This is a genomic window from Ollibium composti, from assembly GCF_004801285.1.
GTDB classification, from domain to species: Bacteria; Pseudomonadota; Alphaproteobacteria; order Rhizobiales; family Rhizobiaceae; genus Mesorhizobium; species Mesorhizobium composti.
Genome location: NZ_SSNY01000012.1, coordinates 1 through 15,039 on the forward strand (window position 1 = coordinate 1; position 15,039 = coordinate 15,039).

A 15,039-nucleotide genomic window follows, 5' to 3' on the forward strand; every position below is an offset into this window, starting at 1 on the left:
GCCAAGCTCAAAGACTGGCGGCGCATCGCAACCCGCTACGACCGCTGCGCCCACACCTTCTTCTCGGCAATCTGCATCGCTGCCGCCGTCATCTTCTGGCTATGATTAATGAGTCCTGAGCCTAGACAGCCGCTGATAGTGCCAACCCGTCGAAAGAACGCTTGCCGGTCCTTCGACGGGGTCCGGTTTCACGGCGTAGGTTGAATCGTTCTATCTTTTCGGTTCGGCCGCGTTTCGGTTGACAAGAAACCAACGACAGCGAGTATCCGACATGAACATGCTTTCAGGCAGGCCGACGGTCGTGCTCGCCATCTGCGGCAGCCTGCGCCGGCAGTCGTCCAATCTGGCGGCGCTGCAGGCGGCCTCGCTGCTGGCCCCGGAGCGGATGCGGATCACAATTTTCGACGGCCTGCCGGCGCTTCCCTATTTCAATCCCGATCTCGACGGCGACGATCCGCCGGCGCCGGTCCGTTCGTTCCGCAACGCGGTCGGGCAGGCGGACGCGTTGCTCATCTGCAGCCCCGAATATGCGCGCGGCGTCGCCGGGGTGACGAAGAACGCCCTCGACTGGCTCGTCGGCAGCCTGGAATTTCCGGGCAAACCCGTCGCGGTCATCAACGCCTCGCAGCGCGCGACCCATGCGGACGCGGCGCTGCGGCTGACGCTGGAAACCATGTCCGCCAAGCTCGTCGAAGAGGCCTCGATCACCTTGCCGCTGCTCGGCCGCAGCCTGGATGCCGCCGGCATCGCCGCCGACCCGGACATCGGGCCGCTGTTGAGGCGGGCGTTGGGCGCTCTGGCGGCCGCCGCGCCGGCGTAGTCGCCGCTGTGGATTGCCGCCCGAAGGTTGACAATGCCTGGGCTGCTGAACATGGTGCGAATCTTTGACTGGGAGGTAGTATGACCATTTCGATCAACCGACGCAGCTTTTCCATCGGCGCAGGCGCTTTGGCGCTGGCCGCCGTGGGACTTTCGCCGGCACGCGCGCAGCAGGCCTTTTTCCGCATCGGCACCGGCGGTACGTCCGGCACCTACTATCCGGTGGGCGGCCTGATCGCCAACGCGATCTCGGCGACGGGACCGGCCGGGGTCGAGGGCCTCGTCGCCACCGCCACCTCTTCCAACGGCTCGGTCGCCAACATCAGCGCCATTTCGTCGGGCGCTTCCGAATCGGGCTTCACGCAGTCCGACGTCGCCTACTGGGCGCATTCGGGCACCGGCCTCTATGACGGCAAGCCCAAGGTCGAGGACCTGCGCCTCATCGCGACGCTCTATCCCGAGACGATCCATCTGGTCGCGCGTGCCGACGCCGGCATCAAGACGGTGGCGGACCTGAAGGGCAAGCGCGTCTCCCTCGACGAGCCGGGCTCCGGCACCATCGTCGACGCGCGCCTCGTGCTCGGGGCCTACGGCCTGACGGAGAAGGACGTGAAGGCCGAATACCTGAAGCCCGGCCCCGCCGGCGAGCGGTTGAAGGACGGCGCCATGGACGCCTATTTCTTCGTCGGCGGCTACCCGACCGGCGCCATCGTCGAGCTCGCCAGCACCAACAACATCACGCTGGTGCCGATCACCGGGCCGGAAGCGGACAAGCTGCTTTCCGAGCAGAAGTTCTTCTCCACCGACACCGTGCCGGAAGGCACCTACAAGAACGTCGGCGAGACCAAGACCATCTCGGTCGCCGCCCAGTGGGTGACCAGCGCCAAGCAGACCGACGACCTGATCTACAAGATCGTCAAGTCGCTCTACAGCGACGAGACGCAGAAGGCGCTGCAGGCCGGCCACGCCAAGGGCAAGCTGATCACACTCGCCAACGCGGTGACCAGCGCCGGCATTCCGTTCCATCCCGGCGCGGAGAAGTTCTACAAGGAAGTCGGCGCCCTGAAATAGGAGCCACTCGAACCGGCTGACAACGACGAGGCGGAAGGCGTGCTTTCCGCCTCTTTTGTCCGAAAATCCCCGATACGGAACCGGCAATGAGCGACGACGACGACAAGATCAGGCTTTCCGCCATGGAGTTCGACGAGGGCAAGGCTCGCGAACTGGAGGAGAAGTTCGATTCCGAAATCCGCTTCCGGTCGCTGATGCCGGCCGCCGGCTGGCTGGTCGGCTTCCTGCTGGTGGCGCTGTCGCTGTTCCACTACTACACCGCCGGCTTCGGCCTGCTGCAGGAGATGCTGCACCGGGGCATCCACCTGTCGATGGTGCTGGCGCTGGTCTTCCTCGTCTTCCCGCTGGTGAAGACGGGCTACGACCAGCCGGCGCAATCGAGCCTGCTCAGGCCGCTCGGCATACCGGTCTTCGACTGGCTGCTGGCGATCGCCGCCGTGGTGGCGGTCCTGCATGTGCCGATGATCCCGCTCGACGACCTCGCCTTCCGCGTCGGCAATCCGACGACGACGGACGTCGTACTCGGCGTCACGCTCATCCTACTGCTGCTGGAAGCGACGCGGCGCTCGGTCGGCATTCCGCTGCCGATCATCGCGGTCGTCTTCATGGCCTATGCGCTGTTCGGGCAATATATGCCGAGCATCCTGGTGCATCCGGGCGCGTCGGTCTCGCAGCTCGTCGACCACCTCTACCTGACGACGCAGGGCATCTACGGCATCGCGCTCGGCGTCGTCGCTACCTATGTCTTCCACTTCGTGCTGTTCGGCGTCTTCGCCACCCGCATCGGGCTCGGCCAGCTCTTCCTCGACTGTGCCGCCTGGGTCGCCGGCCGCTACGCCGGCGGCCCCGCCAAGGTGTCGATCTTCGGCTCGGCGCTGTTCGGCATGATCTCTGGCTCGTCGGTCGCCAACACCGTCACCGTCGGCTCGCTGACCATCCCGGCGATGATCCGCCTCGGCTACAAGAAGCACTTCGCCGCCGCAGTGGAGGCGGCGTCCTCGACCGGCGGGCAGGTGACGCCGCCGATCATGGGGGCGGCCGCCTTCCTGATGATCGAATTCCTCGAACTGCCCTATACGACGATCATCCTGGCGGCGATCGTGCCGGCTTTCATGCACTTCTTCGGCGTCTTCATGCAGGTGCATTTCGAGGCCAAGCGCACCGGCCTCAGAGGCTTGCGGCCGGACGAGATGCCCGATGTCGTGGAGGCGCTGAAACGCGACTGGCCGACGATCATCCCGCTCGTCGTCCTCATCGGCGTGCTGCTTTCCGGCTACACGCCCTACATGGCGGCCTTCTGGGGCATCACGCTGTGCATCGCCGTCGGCCTGCTCAACCCGCGCCGGCGCATGTCGGTCGCCGACATCGTGGTGTGCCTGCGCGACGGCGCCAAATACGCGCTGGCCGTGGGTGCCGCGGCCGCCACGGTCGGCATCGTCGTCGGCGTCGTGACGCTGACCGGCGTCGGCTTCAAGCTCTCCTACATCGTCACCTCGACGGCGGGCAACCTGTCGCTGCTGTTCGGCACCTTCATTCCCGAGGCGATCTTCTCGACGCAGGGGCTGACCTTGCTGTTCACGCTGATCATGACCGGCGTCGTCTGCATCCTGATGGGCTGCGGCATCCCGACGACGGCCAACTACATCATCATGGTGACGATCGCCGCACCGGCGCTGGTCATGCTCGGCACCGAGCCGATCGTCGCGCACTTCTTCGTCTTCTATTACGGGTTGCTGGCCGACATCACGCCACCGGTGGCGCTGGCTGCCTATGCCGCCGCCGGCATGGCGGGGTCGGATCCGTTCAAGACCGGCAACACCGCCTTCCGGCTCGGCCTCGGCAAGGCGCTGGTGCCGTTCGTCTTCGTCTTCTCGCCGTCGCTTCTGCTGGTGACGAAGGACTTCACCTGGCCGAACTTCTTCCTCGCCTTTGTCGGCTGCGTGCTCGGCATCACCTGCCTGGGCGCGGCCCTGTCGCGCTACCTTCTGGTGCGCACACGACCATGGGAGAACGTGCTCCTCGTGCTCGCCGCCTTCCTTCTGGTGGCGCCCGAGCTCTATTCGTCGCTGCTCGGCGTGGTGCTGGTCATTCCGGTCCTGCTGCGGCACTGGAGCGCGCGTCACACCGACGAGGCGCAACCCGCCTGAAGCGCGCTCACGCCATGGAATGCGCGCCGCTTCGCCGGCGCCGCCGGTTTTTCAGGAACGCGGCGATCGGTTTTTCGAGGATTTCGTGGACGGCCGCGCCGATGGCGACGCCGGCGACAATCGCGGCGATCAAGACGACCGGCCCCGGCAGGGAAAGCAGGGAACCGGCCTTGGCCACCACCGAGATCGCCATAGTGTGCCACAGGTAGGTGGAATAAGAGCTGTCGCCGAGATAGGTGGCGAGCGGCAGGCGGGGCACCGCCGCGTGCCTTTCGAAGGCAAGGACACCCAGCACGAGCGCTGCCGCCAGCGGGCCGAGCACGAAGGGCGTGAAGCCGGCATAGGTGACGCCGACGAAGGCGAAGCCGACCAGGGCGACGGCGATCAGCGCGACGCCCGTTGCCGGCGAGGGGATCGCGCCCCTCAGCCAGGCCTCGCCGATGGCGATGCCGACGAGGAATTCCAGCAGCAGCGTGTCGGTCCAGGTCTTGAGGATCGGGGTTTCAGGGGCGAACAGCCATCCCGCTGCCACGAGCGCGAGAAACAGGCCCGCCAGCGCGGCGAGCCGCCGCCGTGCCTGCAGGAACAGGGCGGCCGCGAATAGCGCGTAGAAGAACATCTCGTAGTTAAGCGTCCAGCCCTGCACGAGAACCGGCCAGATATCGCCGGTGCTCGGCGAGCGGCTGGCGAGGAAGGCAAGCGAGGACAGAACGTACCATGCGCTCAGGCGCAGGTTGGGGAACAGGCCGGCAAGCGCCCCCACCACCATGACGCCGGTCGCGATCCAGTAGAGCGGCGCGATGCGCTCGATGCGGTCGCGCAGGAAGGCGGCGGGCGAGGGCGATCGCTCGCTGGCGATGACCCACATGATGAAGCCGCTGATGACGAAGAAGACGTCGACGCCAGCGGCGCCGATGGCGAAGTGCGTGCCCGAGCGTTCAGCCGCGTGGAAGACGACGACGCCGAGCGCCGCCACGGCGCGCAGGTACTGGATTCCGTGGAGCCGTTTCATGCCGCGTGACCGGGGCGCGACGACCTGCGGAGGGGGGCGTAGCGGGGCAAGGTGCGGGGCACCGCCAGCCGGCCGGCGGCGTAAAAAAGCAGGAAAGAGCCGACGACATAGGGATTGATGACGTCGACCTCGACGAAAGCGCGCACCAGGAACATGGCGACGAGGCCGAACAGGACGAAGGACGCCTCGTTGCGGGCGTCGCCGAGGACCCGGCCGAGGTGCCCGGCGAAGGTGCGCAGCAACACCGTGGCGATGAGCGCGACGCCGGCGAGGCCCAATTCCACCCCCACTTCGATGAAGGTGTTGTGGAAATGGAAGCCGCTGCGCGAGCCGATGTAGAATTCCTCCCACAGCCGCTCGGCCTCGGAGAAGCCCTGCACCCAATAGGCCTGGTAGCCGACGCCGAAGAAAGGCGCCTGCGCGGCCGCGGCCCAGCCCTGCGACCACAGATAGGTGCGGCCTGTCAGCGTGGAATCCTTGCCGAAGGCGGCGAGCAGCAGGTCGAGACCGCCGAAGTTCAGCCCGGTAAAGACGACGCAAATGGCGAGCACGATGCCTGCCGCCATGCTTACTTTCCTGACGCGCGGCGAAAACAGCAGCGCCAGCCTCAGCCAGATCTGGATGGCCAGCACCAGAGCGAGCGTGATGACCGAGGTCGCCGACTGCGATCTCGCCAGCAGCACGGCGGAGAGGCCGCCGCAGGCAAGGGCGACGATCCGCCAGAGGCCGCGTTCGCCGAGCACGACGAGCGCGGCGAAGGCGAAGTAAACGCCGAGCGAAGAAAACAGGCCGAGCTGGTTCTTCGAGGGGAAGGCGCCGACGAAGCTGTAGCTGCCGTCGAGCGGGTCGAGGTGGTACTGGCCGTGAACCAGCGAAAAGAACAGGACAAGCAGGGTGCCGAGGATCGCGCCGAGGGTCAGGGTCCTGACGCTGACGGTGCGGGCGGCGATCAGCGCGCAGACGACGTGGGAGGCGAACTGCACGGAGGCGCGCGCGGTGACGCCAGGCGCCGCCGACCAGAACGTCGACAGGCAGGCGAGCGCGGCGAAAGGCGCGATCCATGCGAGATCGGTCGAGGTGCCGAGCGCCTTGCGGTAGTCGACCAGCACCAGCGGCAGCCAAAGGGCGTAGTAGGCGAGGATCGAGACCTGGCCGAAGCGGATGGAGTAGGCGAACACGAAGATCGAGATCGCGACCGCGACCAGCCCGTACCAGAAATTATGGTCGGGATTCACAAGGCGTGCCTTGGCGATCTTCATTGGCTCTGTCCGCAGTTGCGGCTGTTCCGGGACGTCGTTCTGACCTCGCTCAATTGGAATTCGCGGCCGGCTGGGCGATCTCCACCTTGACGACGTCTCCCGGCAGGACCGGCGTGTTCTCGTCCGCCGCGATCACGCCCGCCTTGCCGTCGCCGGCGGTGCGCACGATGGAAAAGCTCATCTGCGGCGGGTTGCGGCCGCCGGCGTTGCGCGCGGCGTCCGGCGCCCGCTCCAGGGCTTCCACCATCAGGCCGGAATACATGCCAATCTTCAGGTTCATGGTGTCGAGGTCGGCTTCCGTCTGCTGGCGGTCCTGGGCGATCTCGGTGTCGCGGTCGTTCTGCAGGCTGATCGCGTCCTGCGTCGCCTTGGCGATGTCCTGCTTGGCCCGCAATATGGCGGTGTCCATGTCGAGCAGCTTGCTTTCGAGCTCCGCGATGGTCTGTTCGAGGGTCAGCACGCGCTGGTTGACCACCAGCCCCTTGCCGGCAAGGTTGTCGATGCCCTTCAGTTCCTCGCGCGCCAGATCGGTCTGGCGGGTCTGCGTGGTTATTTTCTTCTCAAGCGATTCGATCTCGCTCTGCAGCAGGGCCTTGAGGTTGTCGAGGCTTTCGAGTTGCAGGCGCAGCCGCTTCTGCCGCGCCTGCATCAGGCTGGTTTCGTCGGCCATCAGCTTCTTTCCGGCCGCCGTCTTGCCGAGTTCCGGCGGGAAGTCGATCTGCGGCTTGTTGGCGGCCTCGGCTTCCAGCCTTGCCTTCCTCGCCAGAAGGCCGTCGCGCTGGGCCGCCATCACGTCGTAATTGCCTTGCGCGGTGATGAAATCGCGCGCGCCGCCCTGGCCGTTCTCCGATCGGCGAAGGCCGCCGGCGATGCTGAGCGCCTTCAGCACGGTCAGTTGCGGATCGTAGGGATAGCGGCCGGGTGTCTGCACGTCGCCCGACACGAAGATCGGGCGGAATTCCGCCAGTTCCACGGAGGCCTCCGGCCGGTCGGGAAGGCCCAGCTTCTGCTGCAGGCCGTCGCCGATGGCGGTCGCGACCTCGGCCGTGGTCTTGCCCGTCACCGGCAGTTCGCCGACGAAGGGGACCGATATGGTGCCGGCCGGCCCGACGCTGTAGTCGCCGCTGACGGCCGACCAGTCGCGGAAGGCACCTTCGGCACTCTGCCATTCGGCGACCCTGACGCGCAGCTTGTCCATCGTGCCCAGCCGGTATTCGTCCGTCGTGGCGGACAGCGCTTGCAGCGGTGCCGCCGCCAGCAGGACGGCGACGGCGAAAAGGATGCGGGCTCTTTGCGGTATCAGGGTCAAATCCTTTGCTTTCTTCACTGCGGATGCTTTTCACCGCAGATAGGGCCGTGGGGCAGCGGCGCGGCCAGGCTCAGTAGCTGCCGCGCGAGGAGAACACCGCCGGCACGGTCCAGATCAGGATCTTCAGGTCGAAGACGAACGACCAGTTCTCGACATAGTGCCTGTCGAAGGCGACGCGGGTGCCATAGGAGACGTCGTTGCGGCCGCTCACCTGCCAGAGCCCGGTCAGGCCGGGCCGCGATTGCAGGTAGAAGCTGGCGGACGTGCCATAAAGCGCAAGCTCGTCGTCGACGACAGGGCGCGGGCCGACGAAGCTCATCTCGCCGCGCAGGATGTTGAAGATCTGCGGCAGTTCGTCGAGGCTGAGCTTGCGCAGCACCGCACCGATCCGCGTGACACGGGGATCGTCCTGCAGTTTGCGCGTGGCGTTCCATTCCTCGCGGTCCTGCGGATTGGTGGCGAAATGCGCGGCCAGCACGGCGTCTCCGTCCTCGACCATGGTGCGGAACTTGAGGCAGCGGAAAACCTTGCCGTTGCGGCCGATTCGTGGGTGTCCGTAAAACACCCTGCCGCCGTCGGAAAACTTCACCAGGGCGACCAGCATGAGGAAAAGCGGGCTGAAGACGACGAGACCGGCAACGGCGGCCGATACGTCGAAAGCGCGCTTGAAGGCGCCGCCTATCGGCGGCGTGCCCTCCCTGTCGGAATATGAGTCGGAAGATCTTTCCGCCAGTTCAGTCTGTGACATCCTTGCCGCTCCGCGATGTTGATCGTCAGATGCAAATGCTGCGTTGCAACATGCTTGTTGATAGGGCGGGAGATATGACGTGGGTGCGATAAAAATAGGTCGGGCAAATCCATCTCAGATCATAATTTGTGACATGCAGTCACAAACCCTGACGATGATCGTAAAATCTCCGACGCATTGTGAAACACAATTTGATATGTAAAATTAATATTACATATTTCTCTAAAAAATATTAATCATATTAAAGATAGTGTATTTTTCTAATTTATATATCACGAATAAATCTCGTGTTATCAGTATATGATCCATATTTTTCTTGGGAATAGGACCCTTGGCAAAGATGTCGCCATCCTGCAACGGCGATGGAGAATCGGAGTGAGGATCGCCGATGGGCCGGGACAAGCCTTCGGATGTGTGTTGCCTGTCGTCCAGACGTTTTATATGCTTCGCTATACAGCCGCGATTGAATTCGCGCCTCCGGTTCAGCAAATCACCGACGCCTAATACACCGGATGCGCAGCAACGGTTGCTGCTTCGGCGGGAGGTAATCTTGCGGGTGAAATTTCGTCGCATACGACGCCGTCGCGGCCGGTCCGGCTGAGATGCCGTTCGTCCTGTTCCTGCGCGGCTTCATCGGCGCCCTGGTGGCGTTCGCCATCGTCACCTATGTCGTCACGCAGTCGTTGTGGACCACGCTGATCGACACGATCATCTGCGCGGTCATCATCCAGGCCGGTTATTTCCTGGCGGTGCTGGCGATGATCTGGTGGGCGCCCGCGCGTGGCAAGGCCTCCGAGCCGGCGCGCAAGGAACCTGCGCCCGCCGCCGCCAAGAAGGACCGGCAGGTCGTTCGCTAGGCGGCGCTGCACGGCAGCCAATTGTGGCCGTCATCAAATCGCCTTTCGCTTCTGCGACCGCTCCGCCATGCGGGCGGGCCAAGGGAAATCGAGAGGTGCGAATGCCATCAACCGCCACAGTCTGCGTCATCATCGCGGCCAAGGATGCGGCGCCGACCATCGGCCGGGCCGTCGGTTCCGCCCTGCGCGAGAAGCATGTCGCGGAGGTCGTGGTGGTCGACGACGGATCGGCCGACCGGACGACCGAGGCGGCGCTCGCGGCGGACGACGGCAGCGGGCGGCTTTTGATCCTGCGGCTCGACCCCAATCGCGGGCCGTCCTTCGCCCGCAACCATGCGATCGCGCATTCGAGCGCGCCGCTGATCGCCATCCTCGACGCCGACGACTTCTTCCTCGAAGGCCGGTTCGACAGGCTGCTTGACGGCGACGACTGGGACTTCGTCGCCGACAACATCGTCTTCGTCGATGCACGGAGCGCGGGCCGTGCGGAGCCCGTCGTGCCGGACTTCGCGGCCGAACCGCGCTTTCTCGACCTGACAAGCTTCGTCGAGGGCAATATTTCAAGGCGCGGCGCGGCGCGGGGCGAGATCGGCTTCCTCAAGCCGGTGATGCGGCGTTCTTTTCTGAAGGCGCACGGACTTGCCTATGACGAGAAGCTCAGGCTCGGCGAGGATTACGACCTCTACGCGCGGGCCCTGCTGAACGGCGCCCGCTACAAGGTGGTGCACGGCTGCGGCTATGGAGCCGTTGTGCGGGCGGATTCGCTGAGCGGCCGGCATCGCACCGCCGACCTCAAGCGGCTCTATGAAGCCGACCGCGCCATCCTGGCACTGCCGGGAGCCGGCGACCGGGCCGAGGCGGCGCTGCGGCGCCACGAGCGGCACATGCGCGCCCGCTACGAACTGCGCCGCTTCCTCGATGTCAAGGCTGAACAAGGATTGGCGCGGGCGGGGCTCGGCGCGCTTGCCCGTCCCGCCGCGCTGCCGGCCATCGTCGGCGGTGTCGCGGCCGACAAGCTCGACGCATTGAGGGCGGGACTCAGCCCGGCCAGCGCGCAGCCCATGCTGCCGCGTTATCTTCTCGCTGCCCGCGCCGTTCAGAAATAGTCGCGCCGGATGCCGGCGAGCACGCTATGGAACCGATCCTTGCGTTCCGCCAGCGCGGCATCGGCGCTGAGCTTAGGTTCCGCCTTGCGGGCCTGCCGCAGTGCGAGCACGGCAGGCGCGGCAAGCGCGTTCTTGACCACGTCGCGCAGGGCCGAGCGGGGCGGTTCGGCGCGCGTCAGCACCGGCGTTTCGCCCGGCTCCTGCTGTTCCGGCCGTTCGTCGCCGCCCGCCGCCCTGCGCTCGAAATCCATGCCCCAGAAGCGGGCGCCCTTGGTAATGGCTTCTGCGCGCGAGGAAAGCGGGACGCGGCGCGGGCGGTAGGTCAGGCCGAGCGAGGCGGCCCAGTCCTGCCATTTGAAGCTGTTGACGTTGCGCGACGTGGTGACGGCGACCCACGGCACGCGCAGCGCGTCGGCGAGGATGGCGGCGTGCATGGATTCGGCCACCACCAGCCGCGCGCCGGCAATCTCCCCGATCACCGCTTTCGCCTCGCCGCACGGGTCGACATAGGTCAGGCCCGCGGCCTCGCAGACGGTTGGCCAAATGCCGCCGACGGTTGATTCCCAATGCGGCACGAAGATCGCGTCGTGACGTTTCGACACCGCCTGGAATTCGGGCATGTCGGCCACCATCACCGCCGGGTCGACGATGCCGAGCGCGGCGTCCAGCCCGAGCTTGCCGGCCGTCAGCGGCCCGCGCACGCTGCGGACGTCCCATTCCGCCCGGTCGGAAAGGCCGGGTGCCGCGCCGTAGCCGAAGCCGCTGCCGACGACGAGCTTCTTGCGGCCTAGCGGCAGCAGGTCCTTGTTCAACACGGTGCCGACGCCGACCAGCAGCATGTCGGGATGGACGTCCCTGAAGCCGGGCAACAGGAAGTCCCATAGCCACAGGTTCAGGTCGTCGCCGAAATTGCCGTGTTTCGACTCCCAATGGAAAGGCTGCATGGCGTGGCCCTATCTGGCGATCTTGGCGACGGCGAGCTCGACGGCGCTGCGCAGGATCTGCGGGTCGCGCCAGGCCCATTGCGCCAGAAGGCCGAATTGCGGCGCCTTGCGGCCGCGCACCAGCCTTGCCTGGCCCCACAGCGCCTGCTGCCGGGCGGTCTGCTTGTAGGAGCGGATCGAGGCGCGGTCTTCCGGACGATGGGCGGAGCGGCTTTCCAGCCGGTCGAGCGCAACCCAGGTGTTGAACTGTTGTTGCAGGAACTGCGGCGAATCGCTGGCGACGCCGTGGAAGATGTTGAGGCCCTCGCCGCGCATGGCGCCGACGCTTTCGGCAAGCACGGTGCGGCGCGCGCCCCGGATGCAGTCATAGAAGAACAGCACGTCTTCCGCCGCCAGCCTGAGCGCCGCCTCGAAACGGGCGGTGCGGAACAGACTTTCGCCGATGACCATGCAGGAGAGATGCAGGAAGCTCCAGTCCTTCAGCATGACGCCGGCGAGGTCGGGGACCTCGACCAGCGGCGGATCGTCGGACAGCCGGGTGACGGCGGTGCTGCCGGCAAGCTCGGCGACGCCGTAGTGATAATAGAATTCCTCGCCGCCCTGGATGGAGGCGAAGTAGCAGTCGGCGTCGAAGCGGGCGAGCGCTTCCGTCGCCGTCTTCAGATGATCGGGCGCCCATTCGTCGTCGGAATCGAGGAAGGCGACGCAGGCGCTGTCGGCCGGCACATGGTCGAGGCCGGTGTTGCGCGCGCCGCCGGGACCGGCATTGGCTTGCTTGATGACGGCGATGCGCGCGCGCTCGGCGGGCGGCAGGATGCCGACCTCGGCCTCGACCGGCAGCGGGGAGGAATCATCGACGACGATGACGTCGAAATCCTGGTGCGACTGGCTGAAGACGGAGGCCAGCGCGCGTTGCAGGACGCCCGGTTCGCGCTGGTAGTACGGGATGATCACGCTGCACTTCATCGTCGTCCTTTCGGTCTTCGCGATGCCGGGATCGCGGCCCCGCCCCAGTCGGCCGGGCCCCGGCGCGTCTTTCAAGACCAGCCGTTTCGGGCTGAAATTTGTCGCCCGCCGGCCCCGCCGCTTCCGCGCGCGTCGCGCGGACGGGTTTCCTGCCGCTGGCCTTTCTGCCATCTTTACCGCATATGAACTCACCGGCTAAGAGCAAGGAGGTCGTCCAGATGGCTCTGTTCGGTACGCGCGCCGCGACCTTTTTCCGGACCCGGAATCCGCAACGCGACCGCGACACGGATGCCGCGCGCGCCGGGCGTTTGCGCGCTTTCCTGGACGAATTGCACGGCGAGATCGAACATGAGCGCGACGGCCTGCGCGGGCGCTACGAGAGCGTGACGGCACGCGCCGCCTTCTCGCAGCAGGCGCTGGAGCAGGACGAGGCCGGCCCCAAAACGGCTTCGTCCATCGACCAGCTCACCCAGACCATGATTGATTATACGAGGCGGCTCGCCGCGCTCGAGGCGCAGGTCGTTTTCGTGAACGAGTTGCGCGAGCGGGCCGCGCTGTTTCCCCAGCAAACGGAAGAGGTAGGCGCCGGCGCCGCCGATCAGGTCCGGCCGGGCGCTTAACGCCGATCATAAAAAGTTACCGCGCCACGCCCCGCGAAAGCGGTGGCGCGTCACATTCTCATCCCTCGACAGCCTTATGTGCAGCGCAACGTTGGTTCGAACGGAGCGCCGGGGGAGGGCGGCGCCGCACCGAAAGGCGGTGGAATGACTGTATATACGAGGCATCCGAATCGTGGTCTCGCGTGGTTCGCCAAAGGACTGGCAGCGGGACTCGCGGTAGCGGCGATCGGCGCTCCCTTGGCCGCTCAGGCGGCGTCCGCCGGCAAATCCTTCGTGGACGATTTCGACAGGCTCGATCCGAGCCGATGGTACATTTCCGACGGCTGGGCGAACGGCGACCATCAGAACTGCACATGGTCGAAGAAGCAGGCCAGCGTCGAGGACGGGCGGCTGAAGCTCGGCTTCGTCAAGGAGAAGACCAAGGACCGCGACTACGCCTGCGGCGAGGTCCAGACCTTCAAGCGATTCGGCTACGGCACTTTCGAGGCGCGCATGAAGGCGGTCGCGGGCTCCGGCCTCAACACCGGTTTCTTCTCGTTCATCGGCCCGGTCCACAAGCAGCCGCATGACGAGATCGATTTCGAGGTGCTCGGCAAGGAGCCGTCGAAGGTCCAGATCAACCGCTTCGTCGACGGCAAGAGCCTCGGCCCGGCCAAGCTGGTGGATGTGCCGGGCGACGCCGACAAGGATTTCCACGACTACGCCTTCGTCTGGCAGAAGGACCGCATCGCCTGGTACGTCGACGGCAAGCTCGTCGGCGAGGTCACCGATCCCGACAAGCTGCCCAGCCATCCGGCCAAGATCTATCTGAGCATCTGGGGCAGCGACACGCTGACGTCGTGGATGGGCGCCTTCGCCGATCCTGGCCAGCCGATCGCGGCGGAAGTGGAGCGCGTCTCCTTCACCGCCGAGGGCGACAAGTGCCAGTTCCCCGACTCCATCGTCTGCAAGACGCAGTCGCAGTGAGAGGACGGCCGATGCTGCACATCCTCTATCTCGTGCATAACCTGGCCGATCCCGCCGTGCAGCGCCGCGTGAGGATGCTGGAAGCGGGCGGTGCCACGGTGGCACTGGCCGGTTTCCGCCGGGGTGCCGTGCCGGAGCACCACGAGGGTACGGCACCTGTCGAGCTCGGCCGCACCGAGGACGGCCGGTTCACGCAGCGGTTGGCTTCGGTGGCGTCGGCCGCCGTCTCGCTGGCGGGCAAGCTCAGGCATGTTCCGCGGCCCGACGTCATCATCGGCCGTAACCTGGAAATGCTGGCGCTGGCAAGGCGGGCGCGGGCGGCGTTCGGCGGCGACACTCCGCTCGTCTACGAATGCCTCGACATCCATCGCCTGCTGCTCGACGCCGGCCCGGTGGGCAAGGCGATGCGCGGCGCCGAGCGGCTGTTCGGCCGCGATGCGGCGCTGTTGATCACCAGCTCGCCGGCCTTTGTGCGCGACTACTTCGTCCGCTTCGGGCAGTCGGCCGCGCCGGTCGCGCTGCTGCCGAACAAGGTGCTCGAACTGGATGCTTTGCCGGCTCCCGGCCCACAGGCAGCATTGCCGGAAGCCGGCGAACCGTGGCGGATCGGCTGGTTCGGTGCGCTGCGCTGCGCCAAGTCGCTGGACCTGCTCGCTGCCTTCACGCGGCAGGCAGGCGGGCGTTTCGAGGTCGTGCTGCGCGGCCGTCCCGCCTATCGCGAATTCGCCGATTTCGACGGCTTCGTCGCGGCCGAGCCGCATATCCGCTTCGCCGGCCCCTACCGCAATCCGGACGACCTCGCCGCCATCTACGGCGCGGTGCATTTCTGCTGGGCGATCGACTTCTTCGAGGAAGGGCTGAACTCCGCCTGGCTGCTGCCCAACCGCCTTTACGAAGGCTGCCGCCATGGCGTCGTTCCGATCGCGATGCAAGGCACGGAAACGGCGCGCTTCCTTTCCGAACGGGGGATCGGCGTGCTGCTCGAGGACGCTTCCGTGGACGCGCTGCAAACGGCGTTGTCCGCGATGAACCGGGACAACTACGAGGCCGTGCGACGGCGGGTCGTCGGGCACGACAAAGCCGAATGGGCCGCCGGCATCGGCGACTGCCGCGCGCTGGTCGAGCGCCTGCAAGCGTTGGCCGGCTCGCGGGCCGGCGGCGACATCCTGCTGGAGGCCGCCGCATGACCAGCCAGGCACAGACAGACGCCGAACC

General features: G+C 66.2%; 14 protein-coding genes and 1 pseudogene. 9 read left to right on the forward strand and 6 right to left on the reverse strand.

Going from position 1 to position 15,039, the window contains the following annotated elements; translation table 11 throughout:
• The 4 genes and pseudogenes from E6C48_RS18290 to E6C48_RS18305 form a co-directional block, all read left to right on the forward strand.
• Positions 1-105, forward strand: a pseudogene (locus E6C48_RS18290) (IS5/IS1182 family transposase); the annotation flags it as partial.
• A 166-nt stretch (positions 106-271) separates the two neighbouring features.
• On the forward strand, positions 272-820 hold the full coding sequence (locus E6C48_RS18295) for an NADPH-dependent FMN reductase (protein ID WP_136359625.1): 549 nt from the start codon (positions 272-274) through the stop codon (positions 818-820).
• 80 nt (positions 821-900) lie between these two features.
• Complete coding sequence (locus E6C48_RS18300) at positions 901-1,890, forward strand: TAXI family TRAP transporter solute-binding subunit (protein ID WP_136359626.1); 990 nt, start codon at positions 901-903, stop codon at positions 1,888-1,890.
• Between the two features lie 86 nt (positions 1,891-1,976).
• On the forward strand, positions 1,977-4,037 hold the full coding sequence (locus E6C48_RS18305) for a TRAP transporter permease (RefSeq protein WP_136359627.1): 2,061 nt from the start codon (positions 1,977-1,979) through the stop codon (positions 4,035-4,037).
• Positions 4,038-4,044: 7 nt separating this feature from the next.
• Here E6C48_RS18305 and E6C48_RS18310 read toward each other — a convergent pair whose 3' ends face one another.
• The 4 genes from E6C48_RS18310 to E6C48_RS18325 form a co-directional block, all read right to left on the reverse strand.
• On the reverse strand, positions 4,045-5,049 hold the full coding sequence (locus E6C48_RS18310) for an acyltransferase family protein (RefSeq protein WP_136359628.1): 1,005 nt from the start codon (positions 5,047-5,049) through the stop codon (positions 4,045-4,047).
• The gene (locus tag E6C48_RS18315; RefSeq protein ID WP_136359629.1) at positions 5,046-6,308 is read right to left on the reverse strand and encodes an O-antigen ligase family protein; all 1,263 of its coding nucleotides are present in this window, start codon (positions 6,306-6,308) and stop codon (positions 5,046-5,048) included. Before E6C48_RS18315 ends, E6C48_RS18310 begins: the two co-directional genes overlap by 4 nt.
• Positions 6,309-6,357: 49 nt before the next feature.
• Complete coding sequence (locus E6C48_RS18320) at positions 6,358-7,617, reverse strand: polysaccharide biosynthesis/export family protein (RefSeq protein WP_230978852.1); 1,260 nt, start codon at positions 7,615-7,617, stop codon at positions 6,358-6,360.
• A 70-nt stretch (positions 7,618-7,687) separates the two neighbouring features.
• On the reverse strand, positions 7,688-8,365 hold the full coding sequence (locus E6C48_RS18325; RefSeq protein WP_136359630.1) for a sugar transferase: 678 nt from the start codon (positions 8,363-8,365) through the stop codon (positions 7,688-7,690).
• Between the two features lie 602 nt (positions 8,366-8,967).
• Here E6C48_RS18325 and E6C48_RS18330 point away from each other — a divergent pair.
• Together E6C48_RS18330 and E6C48_RS18335 are read left to right on the forward strand one after the other, a co-directional pair.
• Positions 8,968-9,222, forward strand: a complete 255-nt coding sequence (locus tag E6C48_RS18330) for an exopolysaccharide production repressor protein (RefSeq protein ID WP_136359631.1) — start codon at positions 8,968-8,970, stop codon at positions 9,220-9,222.
• A 101-nt stretch (positions 9,223-9,323) separates the two neighbouring features.
• Positions 9,324-10,328, forward strand: coding sequence for a glycosyltransferase family 2 protein (locus tag E6C48_RS18335; protein ID WP_136359632.1), 1,005 nt, complete (start codon positions 9,324-9,326; stop codon positions 10,326-10,328).
• Here E6C48_RS18335 and E6C48_RS18340 read toward each other — a convergent pair.
• Both E6C48_RS18340 and E6C48_RS18345 read right to left on the reverse strand, forming a co-directional pair.
• Entirely contained in the window at positions 10,319-11,272 is a 954-nt protein-coding gene (locus E6C48_RS18340; RefSeq protein ID WP_136359633.1) for a polysaccharide pyruvyl transferase family protein, read from the reverse strand. The two genes, E6C48_RS18335 and E6C48_RS18340, sit on opposite strands and share 10 nt — an antisense overlap.
• A 9-nt stretch (positions 11,273-11,281) precedes the next feature.
• A complete protein-coding gene (locus E6C48_RS18345; RefSeq protein WP_136359634.1) occupies positions 11,282-12,238 on the reverse strand; it encodes a glycosyltransferase family 2 protein in 957 nt (318 codons plus the stop codon).
• Positions 12,239-12,456: 218 nt separating this feature from the next.
• Here E6C48_RS18345 and E6C48_RS18350 point away from each other — a divergent pair, with 218 nt between their 5' ends.
• The 3 genes from E6C48_RS18350 to E6C48_RS18360 all read left to right on the forward strand — a co-directional run bounded on the left by E6C48_RS18350 (position 12,457) and on the right by E6C48_RS18360 (position 15,011).
• The gene (locus E6C48_RS18350) at positions 12,457-12,858 is read left to right on the forward strand and encodes a hypothetical protein (RefSeq protein WP_136359635.1); all 402 of its coding nucleotides are present in this window, start codon (positions 12,457-12,459) and stop codon (positions 12,856-12,858) included.
• Between the two features lie 144 nt (positions 12,859-13,002).
• A complete protein-coding gene (gene exoK, locus E6C48_RS18355; protein WP_136359636.1) occupies positions 13,003-13,824 on the forward strand; it encodes an endo-1,3-1,4-beta-glycanase ExoK in 822 nt (273 codons plus the stop codon).
• An 11-nt stretch (positions 13,825-13,835) separates the two neighbouring features.
• Positions 13,836-15,011 carry a glycosyltransferase family 4 protein gene (locus E6C48_RS18360; RefSeq protein WP_136359637.1) on the forward strand — a complete coding sequence of 392 codons (1,176 nt, stop codon included), beginning with the start codon at positions 13,836-13,838 and terminating at the stop codon, positions 15,009-15,011.
• Positions 15,012-15,039 lie beyond the last annotated feature (28 nt).

Bases quoted from the DNA above. Each gene is read 5' to 3' on its own strand.
- E6C48_RS18295 (WP_136359625.1), top strand. From the start codon at position 272: ATGAACATGCTTTCAGGCAGGCCGACGGTCGTGCTCGCCATCTGCGGC.
- E6C48_RS18300 (WP_136359626.1), top strand. From the start codon at position 901: ATGACCATTTCGATCAACCGACGCAGCTTTTCCATCGGCGCAGGCGCT.
- E6C48_RS18305 (WP_136359627.1), top strand. From the start codon at position 1,977: ATGAGCGACGACGACGACAAGATCAGGCTTTCCGCCATGGAGTTCGAC.
- E6C48_RS18310 (WP_136359628.1), bottom strand. From the start codon at position 5,049: ATGAAACGGCTCCACGGAATCCAGTACCTGCGCGCCGTGGCGGCGCTC.
- E6C48_RS18315 (WP_136359629.1), bottom strand. From the start codon at position 6,308: ATGAAGATCGCCAAGGCACGCCTTGTGAATCCCGACCATAATTTCTGG.
- E6C48_RS18325 (WP_136359630.1), bottom strand. From the start codon at position 8,365: ATGTCACAGACTGAACTGGCGGAAAGATCTTCCGACTCATATTCCGAC.
- E6C48_RS18330 (WP_136359631.1), top strand. From the start codon at position 8,968: ATGCCGTTCGTCCTGTTCCTGCGCGGCTTCATCGGCGCCCTGGTGGCG.
- E6C48_RS18335 (WP_136359632.1), top strand. From the start codon at position 9,324: ATGCCATCAACCGCCACAGTCTGCGTCATCATCGCGGCCAAGGATGCG.
- E6C48_RS18340 (WP_136359633.1), bottom strand. From the start codon at position 11,272: ATGCAGCCTTTCCATTGGGAGTCGAAACACGGCAATTTCGGCGACGAC.
- E6C48_RS18345 (WP_136359634.1), bottom strand. From the start codon at position 12,238: ATGAAGTGCAGCGTGATCATCCCGTACTACCAGCGCGAACCGGGCGTC.
- E6C48_RS18350 (WP_136359635.1), top strand. From the start codon at position 12,457: ATGGCTCTGTTCGGTACGCGCGCCGCGACCTTTTTCCGGACCCGGAAT.
- exoK (WP_136359636.1), top strand. From the start codon at position 13,003: ATGACTGTATATACGAGGCATCCGAATCGTGGTCTCGCGTGGTTCGCC.
- E6C48_RS18360 (WP_136359637.1), top strand. From the start codon at position 13,836: ATGCTGCACATCCTCTATCTCGTGCATAACCTGGCCGATCCCGCCGTG.